Source organism: Butyrivibrio sp. WCD3002, assembly GCF_000424265.1.
GTDB lineage: Bacteria > Bacillota > Clostridia > Lachnospirales > Lachnospiraceae > Butyrivibrio.
The window spans coordinates 297,089-322,885 of record NZ_AUJO01000001.1 but is presented as its reverse complement, the minus strand read 5'-3'; the positions used below and the strand labels follow the sequence as shown (position 1 = coordinate 322,885).

22 protein-coding genes are annotated in these 25,797 nt (G+C 42.2%); 1 reads left to right on the top strand and 21 read right to left on the bottom strand.

The genetic code is table 11. The annotated features are described in order from the left end of the window. Positions 1 to 101: 101 nt before the first annotated feature. The 15 genes from G608_RS24235 to topA form a co-directional block, all read right to left on the bottom strand. Positions 102 to 3,377 carry a flagellar hook-basal body complex protein gene (locus tag G608_RS24235; RefSeq protein WP_051208695.1) on the bottom strand — a complete coding sequence of 1,092 codons (3,276 nt, stop codon included), beginning with the start codon at positions 3,375 to 3,377 and terminating at the stop codon, positions 102 to 104. A gap of 210 nt (positions 3,378 to 3,587) precedes the next feature. Continuing rightward, positions 3,588 to 3,986, bottom strand: a complete 399-nt coding sequence (locus G608_RS0101285) for a TIGR02530 family flagellar biosynthesis protein (RefSeq protein ID WP_026494478.1) — start codon at positions 3,984 to 3,986, stop codon at positions 3,588 to 3,590. 112 nt (positions 3,987 to 4,098) lie between these two features. Continuing rightward, positions 4,099 to 4,830, bottom strand: coding sequence for a flagellar hook capping FlgD N-terminal domain-containing protein (locus tag G608_RS22080; protein WP_051208693.1), 732 nt, complete (start codon positions 4,828 to 4,830; stop codon positions 4,099 to 4,101). 20 nt (positions 4,831 to 4,850) lie between these two features. Continuing rightward, the gene (locus tag G608_RS0101275; protein ID WP_026494477.1) at positions 4,851 to 6,476 is read right to left on the bottom strand and encodes a flagellar hook-length control protein FliK; all 1,626 of its coding nucleotides are present in this window, start codon (positions 6,474 to 6,476) and stop codon (positions 4,851 to 4,853) included. 119 nt (positions 6,477 to 6,595) lie between these two features. After that, on the bottom strand, positions 6,596 to 7,564 hold the full coding sequence (locus G608_RS19485) for a hypothetical protein (protein WP_051208691.1): 969 nt from the start codon (positions 7,562 to 7,564) through the stop codon (positions 6,596 to 6,598). Continuing rightward, complete coding sequence (gene fliJ, locus G608_RS0101265; protein ID WP_026494476.1) at positions 7,564 to 8,022, bottom strand: flagellar export protein FliJ; 459 nt, start codon at positions 8,020 to 8,022, stop codon at positions 7,564 to 7,566. Before fliJ ends, G608_RS19485 begins: the two co-directional genes overlap by 1 nt. A 19-nt stretch (positions 8,023 to 8,041) precedes the next feature. Further along, on the bottom strand, positions 8,042 to 9,400 hold the full coding sequence (gene fliI, locus G608_RS0101260; RefSeq protein ID WP_026494475.1) for a flagellar protein export ATPase FliI: 1,359 nt from the start codon (positions 9,398 to 9,400) through the stop codon (positions 8,042 to 8,044). Beyond that, positions 9,400 to 10,524 (bottom strand): FliH/SctL family protein, encoded by a 1,125-nt coding sequence (locus tag G608_RS0101255; protein ID WP_026494474.1) that lies wholly within the window; start codon positions 10,522 to 10,524, stop codon positions 9,400 to 9,402. The genes fliI and G608_RS0101255 overlap by 1 nt, the downstream gene beginning before the upstream one ends. Next, a complete protein-coding gene (fliG, locus tag G608_RS19480) occupies positions 10,508 to 11,611 on the bottom strand; it encodes a flagellar motor switch protein FliG (protein ID WP_081677243.1) in 1,104 nt (367 codons plus the stop codon). Before fliG ends, G608_RS0101255 begins: the two co-directional genes overlap by 17 nt. A 32-nt stretch (positions 11,612 to 11,643) precedes the next feature. Then, entirely contained in the window at positions 11,644 to 13,287 is a 1,644-nt protein-coding gene (gene fliF, locus G608_RS0101245; protein ID WP_026494473.1) for a flagellar basal-body MS-ring/collar protein FliF, read from the bottom strand. A gap of 184 nt (positions 13,288 to 13,471) precedes the next feature. Further along, on the bottom strand, positions 13,472 to 13,813 hold the full coding sequence (gene fliE / locus G608_RS0101240) for a flagellar hook-basal body complex protein FliE (RefSeq protein WP_026494472.1): 342 nt from the start codon (positions 13,811 to 13,813) through the stop codon (positions 13,472 to 13,474). Between the two features lie 17 nt (positions 13,814 to 13,830). Beyond that, entirely contained in the window at positions 13,831 to 14,292 is a 462-nt protein-coding gene (gene flgC / locus G608_RS0101235) for a flagellar basal body rod protein FlgC (RefSeq protein WP_026494471.1), read from the bottom strand. Positions 14,293 to 14,327: 35 nt separating this feature from the next. Continuing rightward, positions 14,328 to 14,723, bottom strand: coding sequence for a flagellar basal body rod protein FlgB (gene flgB / locus G608_RS0101230; protein WP_026494470.1), 396 nt, complete (start codon positions 14,721 to 14,723; stop codon positions 14,328 to 14,330). Between the two features lie 228 nt (positions 14,724 to 14,951). Further along, the gene (codY, locus tag G608_RS0101225; protein WP_026494469.1) at positions 14,952 to 15,731 is read right to left on the bottom strand and encodes a GTP-sensing pleiotropic transcriptional regulator CodY; all 780 of its coding nucleotides are present in this window, start codon (positions 15,729 to 15,731) and stop codon (positions 14,952 to 14,954) included. A gap of 141 nt (positions 15,732 to 15,872) precedes the next feature. Further along, the gene (topA, locus tag G608_RS0101220) at positions 15,873 to 17,960 is read right to left on the bottom strand and encodes a type I DNA topoisomerase (protein WP_026494468.1); all 2,088 of its coding nucleotides are present in this window, start codon (positions 17,958 to 17,960) and stop codon (positions 15,873 to 15,875) included. A gap of 876 nt (positions 17,961 to 18,836) precedes the next feature. Between topA and G608_RS0101215 the strand changes: the two genes are divergently transcribed. Continuing rightward, positions 18,837 to 19,448, top strand: coding sequence for a biotin transporter BioY (locus G608_RS0101215; protein ID WP_051208688.1), 612 nt, complete (start codon positions 18,837 to 18,839; stop codon positions 19,446 to 19,448). Between the two features lie 103 nt (positions 19,449 to 19,551). Here G608_RS0101215 and hslO read toward each other — a convergent pair whose 3' ends face one another. From hslO to G608_RS0101185, 6 genes are all read right to left on the bottom strand, one after another. Then, positions 19,552 to 20,436: an Hsp33 family molecular chaperone HslO gene (hslO, locus tag G608_RS0101210; protein WP_026494466.1), complete on the bottom strand. Its 885-nt coding sequence runs from the start codon at positions 20,434 to 20,436 to the stop codon at positions 19,552 to 19,554. 107 nt (positions 20,437 to 20,543) lie between these two features. Next, a complete protein-coding gene (gene pta / locus G608_RS0101205; protein WP_026494465.1) occupies positions 20,544 to 21,527 on the bottom strand; it encodes a phosphate acetyltransferase in 984 nt (327 codons plus the stop codon). A 159-nt stretch (positions 21,528 to 21,686) separates the two neighbouring features. After that, on the bottom strand, positions 21,687 to 23,174 hold the full coding sequence (locus tag G608_RS0101200) for a 4Fe-4S dicluster domain-containing protein (protein WP_026494464.1): 1,488 nt from the start codon (positions 23,172 to 23,174) through the stop codon (positions 21,687 to 21,689). Positions 23,175 to 23,214: 40 nt separating this feature from the next. Beyond that, the gene (locus tag G608_RS0101195; RefSeq protein WP_026494463.1) at positions 23,215 to 23,793 is read right to left on the bottom strand and encodes an ABC transporter ATP-binding protein; all 579 of its coding nucleotides are present in this window, start codon (positions 23,791 to 23,793) and stop codon (positions 23,215 to 23,217) included. Further along, on the bottom strand, positions 23,790 to 24,536 hold the full coding sequence (locus G608_RS0101190; protein ID WP_051208686.1) for an ABC transporter permease: 747 nt from the start codon (positions 24,534 to 24,536) through the stop codon (positions 23,790 to 23,792). The genes G608_RS0101195 and G608_RS0101190 overlap by 4 nt, the downstream gene beginning before the upstream one ends. A gap of 2 nt (positions 24,537 to 24,538) precedes the next feature. Continuing rightward, complete coding sequence (locus G608_RS0101185; RefSeq protein WP_026494461.1) at positions 24,539 to 25,717, bottom strand: ABC transporter substrate-binding protein; 1,179 nt, start codon at positions 25,715 to 25,717, stop codon at positions 24,539 to 24,541. Positions 25,718 to 25,797: the final 80 nt, after the last annotated feature.

Below are 25,797 nucleotides of genomic sequence, written 5' to 3'. Positions count from 1 at the left end.
TTCCTTCGTAAAATTTATTTTTCGGTAGATATCAAAATAGGCCAGGACTTTCTTGCCCTGACCTATTCTAATTGTTTATTGCTTAATCAGAAGATTTCTGATTATCTCTTAAGGTTTGTAAGCTCCTCGAGAAGTGTATCTGATACTGTGATGATTCGGCTGTTTGCCTGGAATCCACGCTGAGTTGTGATCATGCTTGTGAATTCACTTGAAAGGTCTACGTTACTCATTTCCAGAACACCGGTTGTGATGTAGCCACCGTCAGAGGTTACATCCTGAACCTTTGCTTCACCGGAGTTAAGTGTCTGGCAGTAAAGGTTATCGCCCTGCTTTTCAAGACCGGATGCATTAGCGAATTCTGCTGTTGCTATCTGTCCAAGAAGCTTTGTCTGGCCATTTGAATATGTTGCGTAGATTGTTCCATCCTTACTTACAGTCATACCGTTCATGGTACCAACTGCTCTACCTGTCTTAAGACTTGCAAGGTCACCCTTTACAGCGCCGATTGTAGATGTTGCCATGGTGTTGTAGTTAGTTGTTGATGAGAAGTCCATGTTTACATCTGTGAAGCCTGCCATCTTGGGCTGTCCGTCGATAACTGCATCCTGCTGGAAGTTAAGTGTGATCTTTCCTTCGGGCTGAACGATATCACCGGTCTTTGCATTGTACTTAAGAGTAATACTGTTGTTTACGATCTGAAGACTTCCGTCATCAAGAATGTGATATGTAAGTGTCTCGTAGTTTTCAGCTGTTGCATCAGGTGTGTAGTTGTAAACATCTGCGAAGAAATCTGATGTAGCTGATGCGTCGTTGATTTCTGATACATAGCCCGTTCTGGGTACTGCATCGTATACGGTCTTACCTTCTTCACTGGCGTTTTTAAAGGTTGCTGTTGTCTCATCTACTTCTACTTCGAAGGTAAGCTGTGTTTCTTTTGTTGTTGAAGTGATCTGGTAGTTAACAACGCCTGCTGTATTCATTGTTCCAATTGTAAGCTTAGATCCATCGTCGCTGATGGAGTAAGTTACATCATCACCTGCCGGTGTATAACCATAAACTGATGAAAGAACGTTTCTCTGGCTGTTTGTAAGGCTTGCTACTGTTCCGGAGAGCGGCACTGCTGTGTCTACTTCTGACTTATGATTTCTGTATACTATGTTGGAGCCTGTATTTAAGTAAACAGCGTATTCTTTATCATTTACATACGCACCCTCTTCAGACTTTGTCATTGTTGTCTTGGTGATTGTCATCTCACCGGTATCTTTGTTGATAGAGTATTTGTATGAATATGATGCATTTCCTTCTGAGGCCGGAATATCTGTTGCTGTCATTCCATAGCATCTAAGAAGATCTAATGATGTAGCATCATTTGCATAAAGTGTTCCCTCAAGGGGATAGGTGTAATCATCACTTCTGTCATTAAAGATAGCCTTATTGTTTGTTGTATCTGCTTTGAAAGTATAGCTTGTCTTGCTGTATCCGCTGGAAGAAGATGATTCTGTAGTCTTTACTGTCTGTTTTGTAATAATGAAATCACCGGTAGAAGCATTTATCGTGTAATTGTAGGTATAAGCCTCATCACCAGTTGTGTTCTGTGCAGGCAGTAATGCCTGATCCACTCCTAATGCAGCTAACAGATCTGTTTGACTCTGCTTGATTTCTCCGCTTACAGGAACATCTGTCAATGAGCCAAAGTTGATTGTATTAGCTTCTGTTCCGGGTGTAGGAGTTCCTATGTTTCCGTTGGCTACTGACTGGTTATTTGTTGTAAGCTTTGTTGTAACTGTAAGAGCACCGGTAGTAGCATCAATACTGTAAGCAAAGGTCTTGTAAGATGTATCACTTACCTGACTCTTATAATCAGAGCTCTTAAGTCCGTAAACTTTAAGGATTTCTGTAGGAAGTCCTGTTGAGAATGTCGTTGTTGCAAGATCTACCGTAATATCTGATCCACTGTTTGTATCATTAAAGGTAATGGTTGTTCCTGTGCTGCTAACCATATCATAAGGAGCCTTAATAGCTACGGTTTCATCTGAATATGAGTTAGTTGTAAGTGTAAGACTTGATACACCGTCACTGGAAATCTGATATGTGTATGTCTTGTCATCTGAGAAATCAAGGGTGGAAATATCAAGACCAAACATTGTGTTCAGAACTTCCATCTGCTTGTCGCTGAGCTGATCTGCTGACTTAACCTCAACGCTTCTCGGAACGGTCGCATAGCTTGAATTTGAGTATGTTCCATAGGTAATTGTTGTATCTGTGGATGCATTCTTGAAGAACTGTCCCAGATTTACAGGATCCTTATCGGAAGGATCTACAGGGAATACACTGATGGAACCGTTTTCATTTATTGTGTAGTAATCGGTGCTTGCTACTGTGTTGTCTCCGCTAAGACCAACTGTAAGGTTATATACGTTTCTAAGGAGTGTGGGAGCCTTTTCAACGAGACTTGAGATTGATCCTGATGCAGGAATTCCGCTGTATGCGGTTGAACCTGAAGGATTTCTGAAGGTTACGTTCTTTGCTCCGACTGTTGCGGTGTAGTTAATTGTTGTAACTGTCTTTGTCCAGGAATTACGTACACCGTAGTTAGCTTCTTCGTTGTCACCATCTGTGAATGTAACATAGCTGAGCTTTTCAGCGCCGATTGTATTTCCCTTGGAATCGAGGATATCCTCGAGGGTCATTGTATATGTATGCTCAAGATCATTTACATCTCGAACTGCGAATTTTGCTGTGTAAAGATATCCCAGGTTATCGTAGAACTCAAGAGTAACTGTTTTTCCGGAATCGCTTGTAATGTTTGTATCATGTGCATCGATGTTTCCGCTTACAACAGCTTCTGTTGTTCCTTCCGGAGGATAGGTCATGTTCTCAGCACTCATAAGCTGAAGCTTGCCTACACCACCGTTTGTGTTGACTGAGATTTCACCTGTTGTCTCATCTTCTACAGCTGTCCATCCGTATACAAAATATCCGGTTGACTGCATTGCCAGGTTACCTGCACCGTCAATGTAGAAGGAACCATCTCTTGTATACATGGTCTGGTTTCCATCATTAACAATATAGAAGGCATCGCCGGTAATTCGCATATCAAAAGGATTATTTGTTGTCTCTGTTGCGCCCTGCTGAGTAATAGCCGTTGCGATGGCACCGGACTTTGCACCAAGACCTATCTGTCTAGCATTTATACCACCGGTTGTCTCGGTTGCACGGGATGCACGCTGTGTGGTCTGATACATCAGATCACTGAAGGTGATTGACTGTGACTTGAAGGATGTTGTATTGACATTGGCGATGTTATTACCGATAACATCCATTTTGACCTGGTGGGTCTTAAGTCCTGCAACACCAGAAAAAAGTGATCTCATCATAAGGCATGTCCTCCTGATTTGACATGAAGTCAGAGGGACGGGTCACATATTAAGTTGACACTTTGGGATTTGAGATTTGAATTTGAATTCCTTCTGTCAGTCGGGAATTCGATGACCTCCTTAGATACTCACTTTCCTGTGAGCTTACGGATGTACTGCCCTACACCCTCGGTCCGGTCGTTTTTTCTCGTATCCTTTTGTCTCCTAAGGTTATGCGATTACCGCTCCGTCTATATTGGTAAATACGTTACTGCCAGTTTCCTGACTGTCCATTGCTGTAACAACTGTGCTGCTTGGTACATTTACGATGAAGGCCAGCTGATCAACCAGGATAAGCGAATCATTTATTCCTTTCGCACTTGCCTGATTTCTTGCGTTATTCAGGCGGTTCATCTGATCAGTAGTAAGTTCGATGTTTCTGTCGCTAAGTCTGTTTGATGCGTGCTTTGAAAACTTAACACCGTCCCTTGAATTTTCGATCTGGCTGAGGATTTTACCAAAGTCTGAATTCTGTACGCCGACTGTTCCTCTGCCTTTTTCTGTTTTGTTAATGGGATACTGACTCTGAACCTGCTCTATGGAAAGGAATCCGCTGTTGTTATGTATCATTTACGGCTTTCTCCTTTCTCAAAATAAAACACAAAGTTCATTTACTGTACCGATATATATTTCGGTCAAATAATCAAAAACATAACCACTTTTCACAAATTTTTATTATTTATTAAGTGGTGGTCTCTGCTTCTGATCCTGTGCCTGACTGGGTATCTGTGTTTTCTGCTTTTGAGGCCTTTTCAGCCTGCTGCTTCTCGTACTCTGTCTCATTGTTTACAGCTTCTGTTACAAGCTCATCAGCTCTTGTCTTATATTTCTCGAGCTCTGTGATGTACTTCTTGTCTACAAGTGCAATTGCTTCACTGGACATGTTCTGATAGAAGTTGTATGCCGTGTAGATGTCGTTAGCATGTGTGTAATTGAGATTGTTGTAATCCGGGAACTTCTCAATCATTTCAACAAGATCATCTGCCTGATCATGTGCTTCTACGAACTTTGAATCTGCTACGCTGCTTACGGTATCCATCTTGTAGTCCTTGCCGTCGATGTTGAGATAAGCTTCTCCGCCGGTATAGGTTACATAATCAACTTTGCCCTGAACCTTATTTCCGTTCTCGTCGGTAACTATTACAGTTTTACCAACCATCTCGGAGGCTCTGGACATTGCGAAGGATTCAGCCATATTTGAAAGCTGCTCAACCTGAGTAAATGTTGCGTACTGATTGATATACTCAGTATTTGATGTAGGCTCAAGAGGATCCTGATACTTCATCTGTGCACAGAGAATGTTCATGAAAGCGTCTTTATCATAACCGTTAGATTTTTGTGTCTTTTCCTTTTTGCTGCTTGAGTTATTGGTATCAACAACTTTACCATTCTCTACTACTGCGTTAACACTCATCCTTGTACCTCCTGTTTCTCTTAAGCGGAGAAATCAACTGAGTTTCCGTTAATTGCCATCATCTCTGCGGTAAGTCTGTCAGTTTCATCAACCTGCTCTAAGCCTTCGATACCTTCCGGAGTCATATCGCCAAGTCTGATTCTTCTCATAGGCTTTCTGGTGATGTTCTGATTTTCCTGATCTTCTTCCTTCTGGCTCTGTGAGTCATTGAGAGTCTGATCAAAACCACCGGCGTTGACTGTAACTTCAACTGCAGTTACTTTGATGCCCTGTTCATTGAACTTTTCCTGAAGCTGCTGAAGCTGGCTCTCGATGGCTGCTCTAACATCTTCGTTCTGGGTCATGAACTTAGCTATCATGTTTCCGTCTTTTGCCTGCTCGATCATTACATTTACCGTACCAAGGCTTGCGGGATGTAGCTGAAGCTCCATCGATGTTGTTTCTGCCTTAACATTGACCTTGATAAACTCAGTAATCTGATCCATGATCTTCTGTGCATCTGCCATGGGTGCCTGCTGTGTCTGTGAAGCCGCTTCGGAAACCTCTGAAAGAGAAGAAGAAATCTGATTGAAGAAGTGGTTGAACATGTGACTGTTCTGACCTTTTTCATCGGAATTTCTCTTGTCCCTTCCTTCGCTGTTTCTTGCAAAATCTTCAGGAAGCTCGATAACCTCTTCTGCTACTTCAGGAGCTGCTGCAAAGGTGTTGTCCGAGATTTCTCTTACTATACCTTCCTCTTCCTGAACCTCCAGCTTATTTACCTGAGGTGCAACCACATTTCCTGACTGGATTTCAACCTCAACAAGAGTCTCGTTAAAGGTATTAACCGGTGCCTCAGCCTGTGCCTCTTCCTTTGGAAGATTTTCTGCAAACTCTTCAAGTGCTGCGCTAAGCTGTTCTTCAGTCAGGTCAAACTCTTCCATCAGATCCTGCCTTGCTGTGTAAACCGCATCCTGCATATTCTGAACATTCAGATAAATATCTGCATTGGTTACAACTGCCATTGCATCATCACCGGCGGTAAGCTGTCCAATAAGCTGTGATATGTTAGCCGGATTAAGTACTGTAATGTTTGTAAGGCCAAGTGTCTCCATTGCATTCTGGATGTCCTGGATATCCAGTGAAAGCTCATCTGCAAGGTTCTGCAAAAGCTGCATAGCTTCTTCGATAAGAGCTGAATTAAGTGCATCGTTATTTACTGTAGTTTCAGCATTTTCATCAGCAGCTTCTCTGATTACGATGACGCCTTCTTCATTACCTGTTTCCTGAGCTTCTTCAGTTGCATTTCCGCCTTCAGCAGTGCTGTTTACTGTTCCTCTTTCCGAGATATCGGTCTTTTCTTTGATCTCATAGGACTTATCATTTCCGTTCTTTGTAGCCTCTGCAGCCTTTGTGGTTGCATCAAGCTTATCAGTTGCTTTATCTGCAAGCTCGGCTTTAGTCTGATTGTCAGAAAGCGCTACGGTCTGATTCAGCGTCTTGTTAAGAGAAGCTGTTACAGATACTGCCTTGTTTTCGGAATTTGCCTGAGTAAGTGCCTTACGGAAAGAGTCTCTGACATCACTGCTTACTGCAATTCCCTTTGCAGGTGCATTGCTTACAAGTGTATTGACATTTGCAATACCAGGAATCGCGTTACTTATCATGTACTGCATTCCTCCTTTCTCTGTTTTTAGTATGCGCATACTTCTACAAAAAATATATCGGCCGCTGGGATAAAAACTTAACCCACACGGCCGAATTATATTAAAAAATTATAAAATTTTTAATTTCCTGTAGTAATACCGGAAACCGATGCAGTGTGAGCCTTGGGTTCCATATAGTCGGTAACTTTTCCGGCATACTCTTCCTTCATCTTATCAAGAATTGCGCCTCTGTTTTCAGCACTCATCTCCCAAAGAATCTTGGATATAAGTCTTACAGCATCTCCTGTATCATCCTCCATCATCTTATCAAAGATGGCTGCTGCTTCCTTAGCCTTCATAGATGAATATGCCTTTACATACTGCTCAAGATCCTTATCGTCAGACTGCTTCTGTAAAATCTGAGCATAAATCTGGGCAGCAATATCAGGCTCTATAAGTTCATAGTATTTCTGAAATTCTGCCGGATCCGGAGCATTATCCGCATAAACTATATTTTTATAAAACTCTTCCTTCTCTGCTTCGAACTGTGCCTGTTCCTCTTCAAAGGGCTCAAGTCTTGCAACCTCAGTCTGCAGCTTTTCATTTTCTTCCTGCAGTGCCTGATTATCTTCCATTTCCTTACGGAGCTCATTTTCAAGTCGTTTTATATAAATATTGGCTTCCTCTAAGCTGTTGGCCAGCTCCTCGCTTTCGCCATCCGAAACCACAACATCAGCGTTTTCTTCCTGTACTGTGTAGCTTCCTTCAGGAAGAATCCTGTTTATTCCCGGAATATCTCCGATAATAGGTGCCAGAACATTGGAGCCAAAGCCGCCAACATCCATCTTGATAAGCATTATCATGATAATAAGCCAGATCAGAATAATGAAGAACGTAACAACAAGAGTCGCAACTCCGCCGCCGTCATCTCCATTTAGCTCTGCTCTTCGTTCAGCAAGCTCTTCCTGACGCTTTTTGGCTGCTTTCTTCTGCTCCTTAAGTTCCTTCCTCAGAGCCTTACGATCTTCCTTCAGTTGTTTTCTGGCAGCTTTATCATCGCCGTCCGGCGGTGGTAAAATCGGATTTTCATTGAGTATTTCTTCAGCCATTAGTTACCCTCTCTGGATCGTCTGGTATAAGTAAAGCTTGTTCTCTCATCCATTTCCTTGGACTCAGCTTCTTTTTCTTCTTCCACATATTGCTCGTAGGCTCTTTCTCTAAGCCTTTCCTGCATTTTGCGCTCCTGAATAGCTCTTGTGAGCTTAATTCTGGCCATCTCGTATTTGGCCTCGTAGCGCTCAATAACGTGCTCCTGGTCCAGAATCATTACCTCCATCTGCTTCTCTGCATAGTTATTGTCCATTATTGCCTGAACGTCCATGGCAGATGAACTTCTAAGTACATAGCCCTCCTGAATATAGGCCTGTTGCCTCTTTTTCAGCTCATTCAAAATATCCAGCTGATCGTTCAGCTCCTTACTGGCTACGGAGAAATCGGATTTTGCCATCTCCTCCTGCTGTAGCCTTAGGTTCAGGACGCCCTGCAATCTGTAATTAAATCTGGCCATATAACTTACCTACCACTAATCAATCAGAGAACATTCTCTCAAGCATATCAACCACTTCCTCGTAGGAGAACTTTTCATCAGTCTCCTGCATCAGAAATGCATTAACAGCGTCTATCTTCGATACGGCGTAGTCAATATTTTTATTGGCACCGCTTTTATATGCACCGATATTTATCAAATCCTCGGCATCGTTATATGTTGCAAGGACATTTTTAAGCTTACCTGCAGCTTTTTTCTGTTCCTGAGACGCTATGGCACTCATACATCTTGAGATGCTGGCTAGAACATCGATTGCAGGATAATGATTCTTCTGAGCAAGCTTACGATTCAGTACTATATGTCCGTCAAGAATACCTCGAGCCGTATCCGTTATGGGTTCATTAAAATCATCACCGTCTACAAGAACTGTATAAAGTCCCGTAATAGAGCCCTTTCTTGACTTTCCTGCTCTCTCTAAAAGCTTTGGCATTTCTGCGTAAACGCTTGGCGGATATCCTCTTGAAACAGGCGGCTCTCCGCTGGCAAGACCTATTTCTCTCTGAGCCATTGAAAAACGTGTAAGGGAATCCATCATAAGAAGGACATCCTTACCCTTATCTCTAAAATATTCAGCAATGGAGGTGGCTGTCTTTGCGGCCTTAAGTCTCTCAAGGGCCGGCTTATCACTGGTTGCAACAACAACGATAGACCTTTCCATACCCTCTGGACCAAGGTCTCGCTCGATAAATTCTCTTACCTCCCTGCCTCGCTCTCCGATAAGTGCGATGACATTTATGTCTGCATTGGTGTTTCTGGCAAACATACCCATCAGTGTCGATTTTCCAACACCTGATCCGGCGAAAATGCCGATACGCTGTCCCTTGCCGACAGTCAAAAGACCATCTACAGCCTTTACGCCAAGGGAAAGTACATCAGAAATCGGATCTCTTGTCATGGGATCCGGCGGCTGATTTTCTACAGAATAGGCTACTCCGTTTTCAAGATGAACGCCCTTTCCATAGTTGGTACCATCAATCCTTCCAAGGCCATCAAGGGTTTTGCCGAGAAGTCCCTCACCCACATTTACTCTGAGGGGAGAATCGGTATTTTCGACTATACTTCCGCTACCGATGCCGCTTGTGTTCTCATAAGGCATCAAAAGAACATGGTTATCCCTGAAACCAACGACCTCAGCCATGGTTCCCTTACCTGAAGGGCGTACAGTTTCCTCGCCTTCCTTGCGCTTGGGATAGATATAACAGATATCTCCCATTTTGGCCTCGGGTCCTGCTGATTCTATGGTTAGTCCAACAACATTTACAACCTTGCCTCTGACTTTATAGAATACGTTGTTGCTGAGCTTTTTGTATTTTGAATAATCAATAATACCATTTGCCATTAACGCTTACTCCTGTCATAGGAAAGAAGTTTCAGCTTCCTTGCAAGCTCTGATAATTCAACTCCAAGAGAGCAGTCAAATACGCCTCCCTCGGACTCTATAATGCATTCGTTTTCCTTAAGAAGCGGGTCTTCTATTATTTCAAGTGAAGAATTAGGGCTGGCCATAGCCTCCTCAAGAGCAGGCTTCTCATCACTTACAAGATCGTAATCATCAGAGGAAATGTGAAGAATTATATCAACTCCACTGTCCATCTTACTTAGTGTTGTTCTTATAAGATGGAGAATAATATCCTTATTTTCCTTAAATTCAACGTTAAATACATGCTCATAGACGCTTGTCAGTGCATCTACCATATCGGGCTCGATAGTGCTTACCAGCTGCTGAAAATCTGCCTGAAGCTTGTTTTTTTCTTCTTCGATTTCAGCCTCTGCATCAATTTTAAGCTGCTGCGCTTCCGCAACGCCCTGCTGATAGCCCTCATCGTAGCCTGCAGCCTTGCCCTCTTCCATAGCCTGGTTTCTAATTTCTTCAGCCTGAGCCTGAGCATCTGCAACTATCTGTTTGGCCTGTTCGTCAGCCATTCTGAGCTGTTCATCAATCTGAGCCTGAATCTCGTCAAGGTTGAACTGTGGTTCCTCGGGAACCATCTCTGCAGCAGGTTCCTCTTCCATATCCATCCCAAGATTCATGTCTTCTTCAGGCATCATCTGAGAATTATCAAAATATCCCTCCTGAAACTGCCCCTGATCCGATTCGTCGGGCATAACTTCCTCGGAAACCTGGGACATATCGGGCATATCTGTCATCATAGGATCAAAATCTTCATCCATGATGTTATCCATATATTCAGGAGACTGGGCACCTATTATGTTTTGACTTTCATCAAAGGAATCTATCTGATCGTATCCGATGCCCTCAGAAAATCCATCAGAAAAACCGTCGAACACTACGTCTTCGCCGTTTTCCTGTTTCGCAGCCAGAAGTCTTCTTGCTTCTTCCTCCTGGTGCGCCTCTATTTTTTTGTTTGCCAGCTCATTGTTGTCGATTATTCGTTTCTCTGTCTCATCGACCATGATCCAGCCGGCCTTAAAAAGATTCGATGTATTAGACAACCAGATCATCACCTCCGCCTCTGGAGATTACAATTTCTCCGGAGTCTTCAAGCTTACGGATAATATTAACAATCTTCTGCTGAGCTTCCTCAACATCCTTCATACGAACAGGTCCCATGAAGTCCATATCTTCCTTGATCATAGCAGCAAGACGCTTGGACAGGTTGTTGAAGATAGCTGTCTGAACAGCTTCTGTAGATCCCTTACATGCAAGACCAAGGTCTGCGTTATCAACGTCACGCAGCACGCGCTGGATAGCACGGTCGTCCAAAAGAAGGATATCCTCGAATACGAACATCTTCTTTCTGATCTCATCAGCAAGCTCAGGCTGCTCGATTTCCAAAGTCTCCATGATATGCTTTTCTGTTGCACGGTCAACTGTGTTGAGGATTTCAACAACAGCATCGACACCGCCGACAACAGTGTAATCCTGATTAACAAGTGCTGAAAGCTTGGTCTCAAGGACTCTCTCAACGTCCTTGATTGTGTCAGGACTTGTTCTGTCCATTGTAGCAATACGCTTTGCAACATCCGCCTGTCTTTCAGGAGGCAGCGCACCTAAAATAAGCGCACTCTGCGCAGGTGACATATAGGACATAACAAGAGCGATTGTCTGTGGATGCTCATCCTGTATGAATGTAAGAAGCTGTGAAGGATCAGCCTTACGAATAAACTCGAAGGGCTTAACCTGCAATGATGCTGTCAGCTTACTGATAACATCCATTGCTTTGTCTTCACCAAGAGCCTTCTCAAGAAGTTCCTTTGCATAGTTAATACCACCCTCAGCTATATACTGCTGAGCGAGGCATATACCGTAAAACTCTTCAATTATCGCATCCTTGACCTGAGGTGTTACGCTTCTGGTATTAGCAATCTCAAGCGTAAGTTCCTCAATCTCGTCCTCTTTCAGATGTTTGAATATTGCAGAGGATTTTTCCGGTCCAAGGGCAATCAAAAGGATTGCAGCCTTCTGTGTACCGGATAAATTAGCCGTAAGCGCAGGGTCATAATTTAGTGCCGGCGCAGCGGCGCCCTGACTACCACCACCTATACCTTCATCAAGATCGTCATCAAATTCTTCCCCATCTATTGCCATGGTCTCTCTCCCCTCAAGTATTTTTAGGTTCTTTATAATTCATAATCTTCTTTAAGCCAGTTCCTAAGTAGGATAGCTGCAGCCTCCGGATTTTCTTCGATGAATTTCTCAATCAGACGAAGAGTCTCACTTCCCTCATCAAGGGAAATATCTGCAAGCTCATCAACAAATTCCTCGGGCTGTGATTCCAAAAGCTCCTCAACGGAAAGCTCCTCAGGAAGCTCTTCTTCCTCAGCCTCTTCAATCTCAACCTCTTCTTTTCTGATTCTGATACTTCTGTAGATAACAAATCCAAGAAGTCCGAGAATAAGAAGAATAAGTATGATCTGAAGTATATCCGTAAAGGATAATGCCGCAGGCTCAGAATCAAAGAATTCCGGCTGATCGTAAGCAGTCATTGAAATTCTTGTTGAATCGATACCGCTGGCTTTAGCAACTATATTGATAATATCATCAGAAACCTCAGAGGGAGTAACTCCTGTCTGATTCTTAAATTCTTCCCAGGTCAGATCGCCATGCTCTTCAGGCTTATAATCATCCTGATTATAGATCACATATCTGATAGCCGTAACAGATATGGATGATTCCTCATAATTGATCTTACCGGCCGGTGTCTTCTCATTGGTTATCTCCTCGTTAGGAAGATAATCTCTTGATTCCTCATTGACAGTTGATGATGACTGCTCATTATCCTGAAGCATATATGTGGTCTCATCATCATTATTGGTATCTGTTCCGGGGATGCCGCCTGTTCCGTTAAGATTCTCAGCATTGTAAACATCCTCATGGCTCAGAACACCCTGTGTCTGATCATCAGCGGGATAATATCTGTGAGTAGTTTTCTCTGTGTTGGAAAAATCTATTACAAGGTTACTTGCAACTTCAACGCTGTTATAAAGATTGGTTCCTGCCAGTACTCTCTTAATCTCAGCACGAATAGCCTGTTCAGCCTTGGTCTTGGCTGTAAGCTGAGTACTTGCAAGTCCTGAAGCAGATGCTTCCTCTGTTCCGGAGAACAACATGTTACTGTTGCTGTCCATAATAACGATGTTGTCTGTTGTCTTATTACCCAATGCAACAGAAACAGCCTTTGCGAGGTATGCTGCATTATCCTCGTTAAAGGCATCGGGATCTTTCAATCTAAGTATGATACTGGCTGAAGCTTCCTCGTGCTGTGAAAGAAGTGTTCCATCATTGACAGGAATCGACAGCTTTACCTTGGCTTTTTCGATAGCGTCGAACTCTTCGATGAATTCGTTCTCAAGCTTATCCTCAAGGTATTTTACATATCTTTTCTGTTTATCTGATTCCGTGGTCGAAAAGCTGGAATCAGTTACGTTCTCAATACTGTAAGAGGTTGCCTGAATATCATTCTGAGCAAGAAGCAGTGTTGCCGTTGTTTCCTGCTTATCAAGAACTTCAAATCTGAGTACATCCTCAGACAACCTGTAATCTATATTGTTTTCATCAAGAAGCTCTACAATCTCCGCTGACTGTTTTGTGGTCTCCGCAGTAACCAGCGGTACATACTTCGGTTGGTTCAGAACCGTAGCAAGAATAATAACCGTAAGGAGCACGGCAGCGACTGCAGCCGCCATAAGCGTCTTCTGTCTGATTGTAAAGCGTCCGAACCACTCAAGGATACGATCCCTGAGCTCCAAAAGACGTTCTCGCATACTTTTCTCCTCCCTTAAATGTTTAAATCTTTGGATATAATACGGATTGCTACGCAGCAAGCTGCTCTCGCAAGTTTGCAGCCATTCGGAATCCGCCGTGTCCGGCTACTTCCTCATGTCTGTTAGATTTCCAAGGTCCTAAGTTTCCCAGTGCAAGCACGGAAACCTAGGACTTTTGAAATCATTATATCTGCATGTTCATAATATCTCTATACGCTGTTAAAAGTCTGTCGCGTACAGCGATGGTGTACTGAAGTGCTGTCTCAGCTTTTTGCAATGCAATACCGAGATCATGTGTATTATCAGTCTCGCCCAGTGCCCACTTTATCTCTTCATTCTCTGCATCTGATAAATAGGCATTGGTGGTATTAATATTCTCAACAGCTCTTGTGAAAATATTAGTAAAAGAGCCATCATTTCCAAATCTGTCCCCTACAGGATTGGTAATGGTACTATATGCCTTCTCGGCATCACGAATAGCTCTCGAATGTACATTTCTAATCTGACTGATATCAATATCTGCCATAAACTAATCCCCCGTGATTATGATCCCTGAGCGATAGACAATCCCTGCGTCATCAGGAATTTGCTTGCGCTAAAGGCTGTGGCGTTGGCTTCGTAGCCTCTCTGCGCATCAATGAGGTTAGTCATCTCCGTTACAATATCAACATTAGGATAGGTAACATAACCATACTCATCGGCATCAGGATGTGACGGATCATAAACCATCTTATAATCTGTCCAGGTATCATCCTTTACTGAAGAAACCTTAACACCTCTACCACTGTACTTATCCAGTCTGTCATTAAGGATCCTTGAAAAAGGCGTCTGCACACCCTTCTCTGTAAAGGTAACAACCTTCCTGGTATAAACATCACCGGTTGCATCTCTTGTGGTATTTGCATTGGCGATATTCTCTGCAATAATATCCATTCGGAAGCGCTCAGCTGTCATTCCGGATGAATTGATATTAAAAGAATCAAAAATATTTCCAGTACTAATCATAGGCCCCTCCTAAGATGAAGCTCTGCTTTAGCAGCTTATGAGCTCTTCATTGCATTCTTCAGGTTAGTGAACTCAGAATTGATTCCAAGCATTACGCCCTGATATTTGATCTGATTGGCTGCCAGCGTTACGTTCTCTGTATCGATATCAACATTATTTCCATCCATTCGGTATGAAAAGTTAGAATAATCGGTATAAGGTCTGGCCTTAAGTCTGTTTACCTTAAGGTCTGCCACTTTAGCATCCATTGATTTGTATCTGGAATTGCCAAGAGCACGCTCAAGCTCTCTCTCAAACGCAACATCCTCGCGCTTGTAGTTTGGCGTATTAACATTGGCGATATTGTTTGATAAAACCTCATTTCTGGTCCATGACGCATCTGCGGTCTTATCAAGCACATTGATGTAATCAAAAGCGTTACTATTAATCATAAAAAAATCCCCCTGTTCGCCTTTTGACCCTATCTACATATTACGTTCATTTTGTTCAAATTACAAGATGTATTGACAAAAAATACACCTTATATTGTGTTTTTTATATGAACATCATACTAGTATTAGTAAAAATCAAAATAACACAAAAGGGATTTACCAAAAAGATAAATCCCTTCATCACATTACTTCCTGTCTATAATATATCGGCCAGGCATGCGCATTTTATTACATCTGCGCTTTAAGCTTTTTAATCTCATCAAATACAACGTCATTCAATACTTTGATATATGTACCCTTCATACCTGAAGATCTTGATTCAATGACGCCTGCACTCTCAAACTTTCTCAGAGCATTAACAATTACGCTTCTGGTGATACCGACTCTGTCAGCTATCTTGCTGGCAACAAGTACTCCTTCCATTCCGTCAAGCTCATCAAAAATATGAATTATCGCTTCCATCTCAGAGAAGGAAAGGGTGCTTATAGCTGATTTAACAACCGCAAGCTTTCGGCTCTCTTCAGCATTCTCTTCATTAACAGCTCTCAGCATCTCTAGACCTACAACAGTTGTGCCATATTCACACAAAATTATGTCATCAATATCATAGGGTTCATTACACTTGTAGATGAAAAGCGTACCAAGCCTCTCTCCTGCAATCTCAATAGGAGTGATGATTGCCTGGTATTTTCTCATAACATCACCCTCGAAGCCAAGGGTCTCGAGGTTAACATTTTCCTTAGTCGAAAGGACTGTAAGGAGCCTTTCATTAAGCATCGGATCGATAAAGCTGCCGACATCATCAACAATCAGGCCGCCAAGAGAATCGACGGAAGAAGTCTCACCGATACCAAGCACTTTTCCCTTCCTGCTTATAACAAGCATGTTGGAATTAAGAATGTCACACAGCACAGTGCAGATATCGTTAAAAACCACCTTGCCGGAATTACTGTTATGTAGTAATTTCCCGATTTTTCTCGTTTTATCCAAAAGCTGTACGCTACTCATTGGAATCGCTCCTTTTTTTCAGAAAATGCTAGACGTTTTGCATAAATCTTCTACAACTAATGCGATTGTAACATACATATTGAACAACTTCAAAGTAATTTGTCGAATATTTTATTAAAATTAAATAAATTGTTTAAAAATTTACTCTTCTGTATCCTTATCTCCGATATATCCGCACTCAGGATCATTGCAGACAAGCTTATTATTCTTTATCAGCATAAGGCCTCCGCATCTGGGACAAGGCTTAGCTGAAGGCTTCTGCCATACCATGAAATCACAATCCGGATTATCGATACAACCGTAGTAAAGTCTTCCTTTTCTTGTTCTCTTAAGAACAATATCCTTTCCGCACTTAGGGCACATAACACCGGTTTTCTCATAATAAGGCTTGGTGTTTCTGCACTCAGGGAATCCGGGGCAAGCCAGGAATTTTCCATGAGGACCGTATTTGATAACCATGTTTCTGCCACAGTTTTCGCATACAACATCGGAAATCTCATCCTGAATCTCAACCTTGGCAATTTCCTTCTCAGCCTTCTCTACTGCATTCTGCAGATCCGGATAGAAATTCTCAACAATAGTCTTCCACTTAACACTTCCCTCTGCCACACCGTCAAGAAGTGTCTCCATGGTAGATGTGAAGGTAACGTCAACAATCTGAGGGAATGCATCATTCATCATTCTGTTAACTGCTTCACCAAGCTCTGTTACATAGAGATTACGATTTTCCTTTGTAATATAGTGTCTTGCAAGAATTGTTGTAATTGTAGGCGCATAAGTACTGGGTCTGCCGATACCAAGAGCCTCCAGATCATGAACAAGAGAAGCCTCTGTATAATGAGGAGCAGGCTGTGTAAAGTGCTGCTTCTCTTCAAACTCCTCAAGAACAAGCTCAGAATTCTCATCTATTCTCTTTGCAAGAGTATTTTTCTCAATCTGATCGTCTTCATCGGTATAAACGTTCATAAATCCGTCGAAGACTGTTCTTGATGCGGCAACGGTAAATCTGTGCTCACCTGCATCGATCTTAACAGATGTGGTTTCATATTTTGCTGCAGCCATTCTGCTGGCCATGAATCTGCGCCAGATAAGCTGATAAAGTCTGAACTGATCCCTTGAAAGGAACTCTTTAACCGCAACAGGTGTATTATTTACATCTGTAGGGCGGATTGCTTCATGTGCATCCTGAATTTTAGCAGTATTCTTGCCGCCTGCGATTTTCTCAGCAAGATATTCTTCACCAAAAGCATCTACAATATATTTCTGTGCAGCTGCCTGGGCTTCTTCAGATACTCTGGTTGAATCTGTACGAAGGTATGTAATAAGACCTACTGTTCCGGCCTTACCCATATCGATTCCTTCATAAAGCTGCTGCGCTGTACGCATTGTCTTCTGAGTTGAAAAATTAAGTGCTTTGGAAGCTTCCTGCTGAAGAGTTGATGTAGTAAAAGGAAGCGGTGCCTTCTTTACTCTCTCACCCTTCTTGATCTCTGAAATCTTGAATTTCTTACCCTCTAATTCCTTGAGTATAGCATTAAGCTCATCTTTTGAAGCTATATCTACCTTTTTGCCGTTCTTTCCATAATAACGGGCTACTATAGGTTTCTTCTCACCTTTTACCTTAAGAGCAGCATCCAATGTCCAATATTCCTGAGGAATAAAAGAATTGATCTCATCCTCTCTGTCACAGATAATTCTGAGCGCAACAGACTGAACGCGTCCTGCACTTAAGCCTCTCTTGATCTTATCCCAAAGAAGCGGAGAAATCTCATAACCCACCATTCTGTCAAGAACACGTCTTGCCTGCTGTGCATCAACAAGATTCATATCGATGTCCCTTGGATGCTTCATAGCCTCCTTTACAGCAGACTGTGTGATTTCATTGAAGGTTACACGCGAAAAACGCTCCTTAGCATCCTCTAACTTAAGCGCTGTCATAAGATGCCAGGAAATAGCCTCACCTTCGCGGTCAGGGTCAGTTGCAAGATATATATGCTCAGCGTTCTTAGCTGCCTTTCTAAGAGAAGCAAGAACGTCACCTTTTCCTCTTATAGTGATATATTTGGGCTCGAATCCGTTATCTACATCGATACCCATCTGACTTCTGGGAAGATCTCTGACATGACCGTTGCTGGCTGCAACTTCATAGCCATTACCCAGGAACTTTTTGATAGCCTTTACCTTAGTGGGAGACTCCACAATAAGCAGTTTTTTCTTCTTTGTTGCCATTTAATGCCCCTCGTTCTTTTATATAATAGTAGAAACTCGTTTTTTCCGTTTCATAGTTTCGTAATATACACTAAATTTTTTGTAAGTGCAACTATGTTTTTTCTACATATTTACAATAGATTAAAAAAGAACAAAGAATCAGGGCGTCGACCTTCAATTGATCGACGCCCTTTAGTTCTGAATTTCCAATGGACTGTTCTCCTTTGTAGAATTATTTTATTTTCTCGAATCCTTCATCACCGAAACCAGTTGCGCACCTGATCTCTGTCTACCACCGGCATCCGAATTACTCGCCGTTCCTGTGGTACCACGATTCGTTAGAAAAATAAGGGAACACTGACTTGAATTGGTGAAGCACGCGCCGCCTCATCGCGCCCTGTTCCTCAAAACAGAGGAAACCTCTTATCCTCGCTCCGGTAAAGCACTCGCTACCTTTGCTACTTTTGTTTCCATCCGCTTTCTTTTTGGTAATTATGATGATATCAATATTGCTTTAAATTGTCAACACATTTCCGCTTAATTAATATATATTTTAGATAATTTACACTTTTATAGCTAGTTATCTCATTATTCAGAATATACTGTACAATTCATTTAAATTTTGTGAATTATTATACAAAGTGTGACAAATAACCATTTTCCCTCAAATATATTGTATCTAATCATAATTCATGCCCATATTTAGTGTGTCTTCAATTCAAATACAAATATCAAATTGTAGTTGACATGATAAACAATAAACAATAAACTCAATAATGCAGACAGGTATTTGTTACTATAATTTGATAATTGTTCTATATTTACACACAATTTTTACGGTTTACAGTAACTTGAATAATTTTTGATAACCTGCCTATGTTTAAAAGGAGACAAATGATGACTAAAGAAAAGAATTACTCGGACAATGAATTAACAAAAGGGAAGCTGACCACCGTAGATATTTGTGAGATTGCAGCATTTGCTGCAATCATGGCAGTGCTTGCACAGATTTCAATTCCAATGCCTTCCGGTGTTCCCATGACACTGCAGACTTTGATCATTCCACTTGCCGGAATTGTAATAGGCAGAAAAAAAGGAACCATCGCTACCCTGCTTTATCTTCTCATGGGAGCTGTAGGAATTCCGGTATTTGCTTCGTTTCAGGGTGGTCTTGGCATACTTCTTGGTATGACAGGCGGATTTCTTATTTCTTTCCCTGTTCTGTCCTACACTGCAGGTCTTGGTCATAAGCTTGGAATAAAGATGCGCACATCATCTTCTAAGCCTGCTCTCTACTATGTCACATTGACTGCCGCCCTTATAATAGGTGCCGTAATCAATTATGCATTTGGAACAGTATGGTTCATGATAATCGCAAAGGCCGACCTTGCATATTCGTTGGCAGCCTGCGTAATACCTTTCATTCCCACAAGCATTCTCAAGATTGCTATAGTTGCAATAGTAGGACCCGAATTAAAAAAGCGTCTTGACAGAGTACTCTTTCATTAAAAGCATCATATTACACTACTTTTAATTACATAAACAAACAATTCTAAGAGAAACAAAAGACCTTCCATTCAGCAAATCAGTTGCTGTCCGGAAGGTCATATTTTTATTTTGCTCTAAGCATAAGTTCCTTAAGTTCTATGGGTGTAAAGCTATACGCCGTACCGCAGAACTGACACTTTATCTCAATATCTTCATCATCGTCTATGAGACTCTGCAATTCTTTTTTTCCAAGAAGAACAAGTGCTCTTTCCACTCTGTCCTTATCACAACCGCAGTGATATTCAACAGGTCTGTTATCGGTAATCTCCATTGAAAGTCCGTCAAGGGCCATTGCAAGAAGATCTTCAGGAGTCTTGCCTTCTCTTAGAATATCTGTAACCGTAGGCATTCCCTGAATGTTGCTTTCAAGCTTTGAAATTACTTCCTCTGTGGCATCTGGCATAAGCTGAACTATAAAGCCGCCGGCTTCCATGATGCTAAGATCCTTGTTTACAAGAACTCCAAGTCCTACCGATGAAGGGATCTGCTCAGATTCAACAAAATAGCAGGTAAGATCATCTGCTATCTCGCCTGAGTAAAGTGAAATTGTTCCAACATAAGGATCCTTAAGACCAAGGTCTCTGGTAACAGTAAGCGTTCCGTTACCTACTGCTCCGCCTACATTGAGATGCCCTTCTGCATTGTTGGGAAGAACTACTGCATTATTCTTAACATAGCCCTTTACCTGTCCCTTGTTATTTACTGTAACAAGAAGTCCTCCGATAGGACCATCTCCGTCGACGGTAATTGTAAGTGCATCCTTCTCACCCTTTAACATATCACCCATCATCAGGGCTCCGCTCATAAGTCTTCCGAGAGCAGCCGCACAAATAGGGCTAAGTGAGTGAATTTTTCTTGCTTCCTCAACAAGATTTCTTGATGTTACAGCAAAAGCTCTGATCAGTGCATTACCTGCTGTGGCACGCACCATGTAGTCTTTATATTCCATAGATGTCTCCTAAACTAAAACAGGACTTCGATTGAGAAATCCTCACACGAGCTATAAGATAAAAAACCGGCCTATTCCTGTGAATAAGCCGGTAACGCTTGTATCATTTATGCAAGAGACGCTGTGATGATAGCCATAGAATAAACCTCTATAGCGTTGCAGCCTCTTGAAAGATCGTTGATCTGAGCATTAAGTCCAAGAAGAATAGGACCGTATGCTTCGAAGTTGCCCATACGCTGAGCAATCTTGTAACCGATGTTACCTGCATCGATGTTCGGGAAAATAAATGTATTTGCATGTCCTGCAACAGGTGAATCCGGTGTCTTGTTTCTTGCAACTCTGGGTGAAACTGCAGCATCAAACTGAAGCTCTCCGTCGATGGGAATCTCAGGATATTTCTCCTGTGCCTTCTTTGTAGCATTCTGCATCTTTGTTACTGAAGGACTCTTTGCAGATCCCTTAGTTGAGAATGAAAGGAATGCAACCTTAGGATCAACACCGAACGCCTTAGCACAATCTACAGTTTCCTTACAAATCTCAACAAGCTCATCCTCTGTAGGATCAATGTTGATAGCACAGTCGCCCATAGCTATTACTTCATTGTCGCCGATTGCTGAAGGACGAACTAGTATGAAGCAGGAAGAAACTACGCTGTTACCGGGCTTAGTCTTGATAATCTGAAGTGCAGGACGAACTGTATCAGCAGTTGAATAGGTAGCACCGCCAAGAAGACAGTCAGCCTTCTTCATCTTAACAAGCATTGTTCCGAAGTAGTTGGCATGAGAAAGAATCTCTCTTGCCTGCTCGGGTGTCATTCCCTTGCTCTTACGAAGCTCAACAAACTCGTCTACCATAGCGTCGAAATCCTCGTAGTTTGCAGGATCGATTATAACTGCACCTCTGATATTGTATCCCTCTTCCTCAGCAGCTCTGTTGATAACATCAGGATTACCAAGAAGAATGGGCTTTAAAAAATTACCGGCAAGAAGTCTTGAAGAAGCCTCAAGAATTCTGGGGTCTTCACCTTCTGTAAATACTATTGTCTTTGGGTTTGCTTTAAGTTTTGAAATCATCTCGCCAAAACCGTACATTTTAATTCCTCCTAAATTATGAATATAGGTCCATAGACCTGAACTCTGTATTGTAAATAATCACGCAAAAAATCACACGAGGATTATTTTACATCAATCGTTATGCATACTCAATAATAGATAAAAAAATGTCAATCTAGCAAAACCGCGCTATTTCTATCAATCCGGAAGGTCGATCTTTTTGCCGTCTCTATGCATCGAGAATTTATCCATAGGATAGTTCTTAAGATTCTCAAGAACCTTTCTTCCGTCAGCCTTTGCAAGAAGACTTGCTCTTGCCTTAGTGATCTCAACCTCTGTCTTATGCTTGGAAGGACCACCGACACAACCTCCGGGACAAACCATACCCTCGATAAAATCTTCGGGAAGCTTGTGCATCTTAAGAAGCGTAAGTGCCTTTTTACACTCGATGCCGCCAGCTGCTCTAAGGAGCTTAAGATCAGCCACATCCTGGCCTCTCTCCTGCATACACTCAATAACAGCATTTGCAACGCCGCCGCTTGTAGCAAATCTCTTACCCCAGATTGAAGACTCCTGATAAGTGTCATCAACGGGTTCAAATTCAACATCTTTTGATCTCATAAGTGCTCTGAGCTCACCATAAGTTACTACGAAATCAGCATTGTTCGGCACTGTTTCATCCTGTGCCTCAGACTTCTTGGCAATGCAGGGACCCACAAATACAGTTAGGCAATCAGGATCCTCAGCCTTTAAGTATCTTGAAATAGCACACATTGGAGAAACTGTTGAGGACATATTATTCTCAAACTGCTCCGGGAAGTGCTTCTTAAGCATATTTATAAATGCAGGACAGCATGAGGTTGTCATCTTCTTACCCTGCTCATAGGCTTCTGACCACTCCTTTGATTCATAGGCAGCTGTCATGTCTCCGCCGAGACCAACCTCTACCATATCGGCAAAGCCGACCTTTTTAAGAGCATTACGTACAGCAGCCATGGTGATGTTCTCACCAAACTGGCCCTCAGTAGCAGGGGCGCACATAGCGATAACCTTCTTACCTGATTTAATTGCTTCGATTATCTGAATAAGATAAGTCTTTGAACCAATAGCTCCAAAAGGACAGCTGTGGATACAATGGCCACACTGAATACACTTATCTTCATTGATTTTACAGTAACCATACTCATCATAAGTGATGGCACCTACAGGGCATGCCTTGTGGCAGGGACGCTCAAGATGAACAATAGCGCCGTAAGGGCAAGCCTTAGCACACATTCCGCATTCCTTACACTTGGCAGGATCGATATGCATACGCATATCTCCTTCGTGAATTGCGGCAAATTTACATGAATTGAGGCAAGCCTTACCTATACAGAATCTGCAGTTGTCAGTTACCGAGAATGCAGAAATAGGGCACTCATCACAGGCAGGATCAATTACCTGAACCACATTCTTAGAACCCTCGTTATAAGTAGGTGCCTGACCGCATGCAAGTCTTATTCTCTGACGTACGATCTCCCTTTCCTTATAAACACAGCAGCGATATTCCGGCTTCGGACCCGGAGCCATCTCATAAGCAAGTTTGTCCTTATGTGCTTCATCGAGCTCATCATTCCAAGCGAGGCGGCATACCTCCTCCATGATCTTGTGTTTAAAGCTTACTATTCCTTTGTCGTTTGTTACCATAAAATCTCCTATCTAATTCCTACCATTTTTAGTTACTGCCTTAGAGCTTTACTTCTCTGCAAAAATCAAAGCCCTCCGCATCATGTGCGGTTATAAAAAGAGGATTTCTCCCCTGCTTTTCTCTTATGTAATCGATTGCCTTCTGCCTTGATACTGCATCAAGACCTGCAAAAGGCTCATCCATTATAAGCATATCCGAAGGAATCGCGCACGCTCTGACGATAGCCACCCGTCTTCTCATGCCGCCTGATAATTCCCTTACGGGCTTATAAATCGAATCCTCCGGAAGAAGCTTTTTAAGCTCCTCCTCTGCCACCTTAACGGAATTGTTTTTATTTACCATTACCACATTCTGTACTGCGGAAAAATTCTCACACAGTCTGTCCTCCTGGAAAACAACACCTGCATTTAGGTACGCATATTTGTAGTCGCCCATCAGGTGAACTTTTCCTGAATCAGGCTGCTCTAACCCAAGCAAAATCCTGATAAGAGTTGTCTTACCTTTACCGGATTCACCTGTAATCACATATGAGTGATCATTCTCTATCTCAAGATTAAAGTTTGAAAGAACCTTTAAATCCCCATAGGATTTACATATATTCTCAAGATCTATAGTCATTTTATGCCGCCTCCCTTCTTAACAAGAGAAAGCAGAAGCATAACTATTTTCTCTGTAATCCATGACACCAGAATTATAACGAAGGTCCAGGCAAAAACATCACCTGTATCCAGATATATTTTAGCACGATACAGACCATTTCCCATAGACAAAAGTGGCTGACCGATAACTTCTGCTGCAATTCCGCTCTTAAAGCCCATTCCGACAGCAAGTGAAATGGCACTTAAAAGCGAAGGAAAAAGAGCCGGCAAATAGATGAACCTAAACTGATTAACGGGAGGCATCCTGTAAACGTGAGCCATTTCCAGAAGCTTCTTATCAGCAGAGGAAAAGCCGTTCTTCATTCCCACATACATTATTGGCAGCGCAACAAGTGCTGAAATAAATGTTGAGATAAAGTCGCTTCCAACCCATATAAGTATCAGAATGATTATGCTTGCTACAGGTATGGATTTAAGCGCAAGTACAAGGGGAGATAAAAACATCTCTATCAGCTCATTTTTATAGGAAAGAACTGAAAGCAATCCTCCCAATAATATTCCAATAAATATACCTGCGATGATATGCAGATAGGACGCGGAAACAGACTGCCAGAACTCCGCCTCTCCAGCCATTCTTATAAGTGCATTAAAGGCTTCAATGGGCCCGGCCAGCAGCACCTTGTTGTGTACTATAAGCGCTATTATCTGCCATACAAAAAGCCAGAAAACAGCAGCCACTACGTTTTTGATAAATTTTGTCATATTTACCTCAGCTTATAAAAATCGTTATCGGGAAGCTGGCCGCCTACAGACTTAGGATCCTGTTCGTATAAGGTTTCGAGGTATCCTGCAAGAATTTCTCCCGCTGCTTCACCTGTAATGCAGACAATATTGCAGTTAGGAAGAGCAGCCTTTGCAATCTCCTTTTTCTCGATAATTCCATACTCGGCAATCAGCTCCGCTGTGCGCTCTTCATCGCTTGTAGCTGCAACAACGCTTGCTACGTGCTCATCGATAAAGTTCTCAACTTCATCAACATGCTCATCAAGATATTCATTTCTTACAACAGTAACGCCGGTGACAAGCTGTGATCTCTCTGAAAGATTCTCCCATTCATCGGAAAGGCCGAATACAACCTTAACATTCTCATTTTTCATTAAAAGAGATGTAACAAAGGGCTGCGGAAGTACTGCAATGCTCATAGGATCATTTTCAAGTACTGCGGCAACTTCAGTAGCTTCAGATTTAAAATCCAGGGTGCAGTCAGTTACACCATTTTTATCGAGAAGATATCTTATAGAATACTCCGGTGTTGCGCCCTGGCCTGTTGTAACTACTGTCTTGCCTGCAAGATCAGCAACACTCTTAATTGATTCATCTCCCGAAACACAGTAAAGAACGCCAAGTGTGTTAATATCAACAAAGCTTATGGCACCCTCTGTCTTATTATAAAGAACAGATGCAAGGTTTGCAGGAATGAGAGCTATATCAAGCTCCCCTGCTACAAGCTTTGAAGCCAGTTCATCGGGCTGGGTTGCCATCTCAAATTCATAATTACCTGTGGCCTTACCCTCCTCGGAATCCTTCATCATATTGACAATACCCATAGTTGTGGGTCCCTTAAGAGATCCAATTCTAAGAAGCTCATAGGCTCTGCTGTTATCTACAGTCTCATCCTCAGATACTTCAGTAGCCTCTGCTTCGGATATGTCTTCTGAATCTTCGACAGCTTCAGTAGTCTCATCCTCAGTAACTTCTTCTGTGGTTTCCTCTGTTACTTCTTCAGATACTTCCTCCTGTGACTCTGCTTCCTCTACAACTTCTTCAGCAATCTGTTCTATTGCGTCGTTATCCGCCAAAGTCTCACCTGAAGCGGCACAGCCATTAAGCGTAACTACTGTAAGTGCAGCTGCGCAAAGCATAGATAAAATTCTTTTTTTCATAAAAATCCTCCTAGATGTGGTTCATTTCTCATATATTTCGAAAGAACATCACAAAGTTTGCCTGCCCCGTTTCCGAAAAT

Excerpts from the sequence above, each read along its gene's own strand:
- G608_RS24235 (WP_051208695.1), bottom strand. The coding sequence starts at position 3,377 with ATGATGAGATCACTTTTTTCTGGTGTTGCAGGACTTAAGACCCACCAG.
- G608_RS0101285 (WP_026494478.1), bottom strand. The coding sequence starts at position 3,986 with ATGATACATAACAACAGCGGATTCCTTTCCATAGAGCAGGTTCAGAGT.
- G608_RS22080 (WP_051208693.1), bottom strand. The coding sequence starts at position 4,830 with ATGAGTGTTAACGCAGTAGTAGAGAATGGTAAAGTTGTTGATACCAAT.
- G608_RS0101275 (WP_026494477.1), bottom strand. The coding sequence starts at position 6,476 with ATGATAAGTAACGCGATTCCTGGTATTGCAAATGTCAATACACTTGTA.
- G608_RS19485 (WP_051208691.1), bottom strand. The coding sequence starts at position 7,564 with ATGGCTGAAGAAATACTCAATGAAAATCCGATTTTACCACCGCCGGAC.
- fliJ (WP_026494476.1), bottom strand. The coding sequence starts at position 8,022 with ATGGCCAGATTTAATTACAGATTGCAGGGCGTCCTGAACCTAAGGCTA.
- fliI (WP_026494475.1), bottom strand. The coding sequence starts at position 9,400 with ATGGCAAATGGTATTATTGATTATTCAAAATACAAAAAGCTCAGCAAC.
- G608_RS0101255 (WP_026494474.1), bottom strand. The coding sequence starts at position 10,524 with ATGATCTGGTTGTCTAATACATCGAATCTTTTTAAGGCCGGCTGGATC.
- fliG (WP_081677243.1), bottom strand. The coding sequence starts at position 11,611 with ATGGCAATAGATGGGGAAGAATTTGATGACGATCTTGATGAAGGTATA.
- fliF (WP_026494473.1), bottom strand. The coding sequence starts at position 13,287 with ATGCGAGAACGTCTTTTGGAGCTCAGGGATCGTATCCTTGAGTGGTTC.
- fliE (WP_026494472.1), bottom strand. The coding sequence starts at position 13,813 with ATGGCAGATATTGATATCAGTCAGATTAGAAATGTACATTCGAGAGCT.
- flgC (WP_026494471.1), bottom strand. The coding sequence starts at position 14,292 with ATGATTAGTACTGGAAATATTTTTGATTCTTTTAATATCAATTCATCC.
- flgB (WP_026494470.1), bottom strand. The coding sequence starts at position 14,723 with ATGATTAATAGTAACGCTTTTGATTACATCAATGTGCTTGATAAGACC.
- codY (WP_026494469.1), bottom strand. The coding sequence starts at position 15,731 with ATGAGTAGCGTACAGCTTTTGGATAAAACGAGAAAAATCGGGAAATTA.
- topA (WP_026494468.1), bottom strand. The coding sequence starts at position 17,960 with ATGGCAACAAAGAAGAAAAAACTGCTTATTGTGGAGTCTCCCACTAAG.
- G608_RS0101215 (WP_051208688.1), top strand. The coding sequence starts at position 18,837 with ATGACTAAAGAAAAGAATTACTCGGACAATGAATTAACAAAAGGGAAG.
- hslO (WP_026494466.1), bottom strand. The coding sequence starts at position 20,436 with ATGGAATATAAAGACTACATGGTGCGTGCCACAGCAGGTAATGCACTG.
- pta (WP_026494465.1), bottom strand. The coding sequence starts at position 21,527 with ATGTACGGTTTTGGCGAGATGATTTCAAAACTTAAAGCAAACCCAAAG.
- G608_RS0101200 (WP_026494464.1), bottom strand. The coding sequence starts at position 23,174 with ATGGTAACAAACGACAAAGGAATAGTAAGCTTTAAACACAAGATCATG.
- G608_RS0101195 (WP_026494463.1), bottom strand. The coding sequence starts at position 23,793 with ATGACTATAGATCTTGAGAATATATGTAAATCCTATGGGGATTTAAAG.
- G608_RS0101190 (WP_051208686.1), bottom strand. The coding sequence starts at position 24,536 with ATGACAAAATTTATCAAAAACGTAGTGGCTGCTGTTTTCTGGCTTTTT.
- G608_RS0101185 (WP_026494461.1), bottom strand. The coding sequence starts at position 25,717 with ATGAAAAAAAGAATTTTATCTATGCTTTGCGCAGCTGCACTTACAGTA.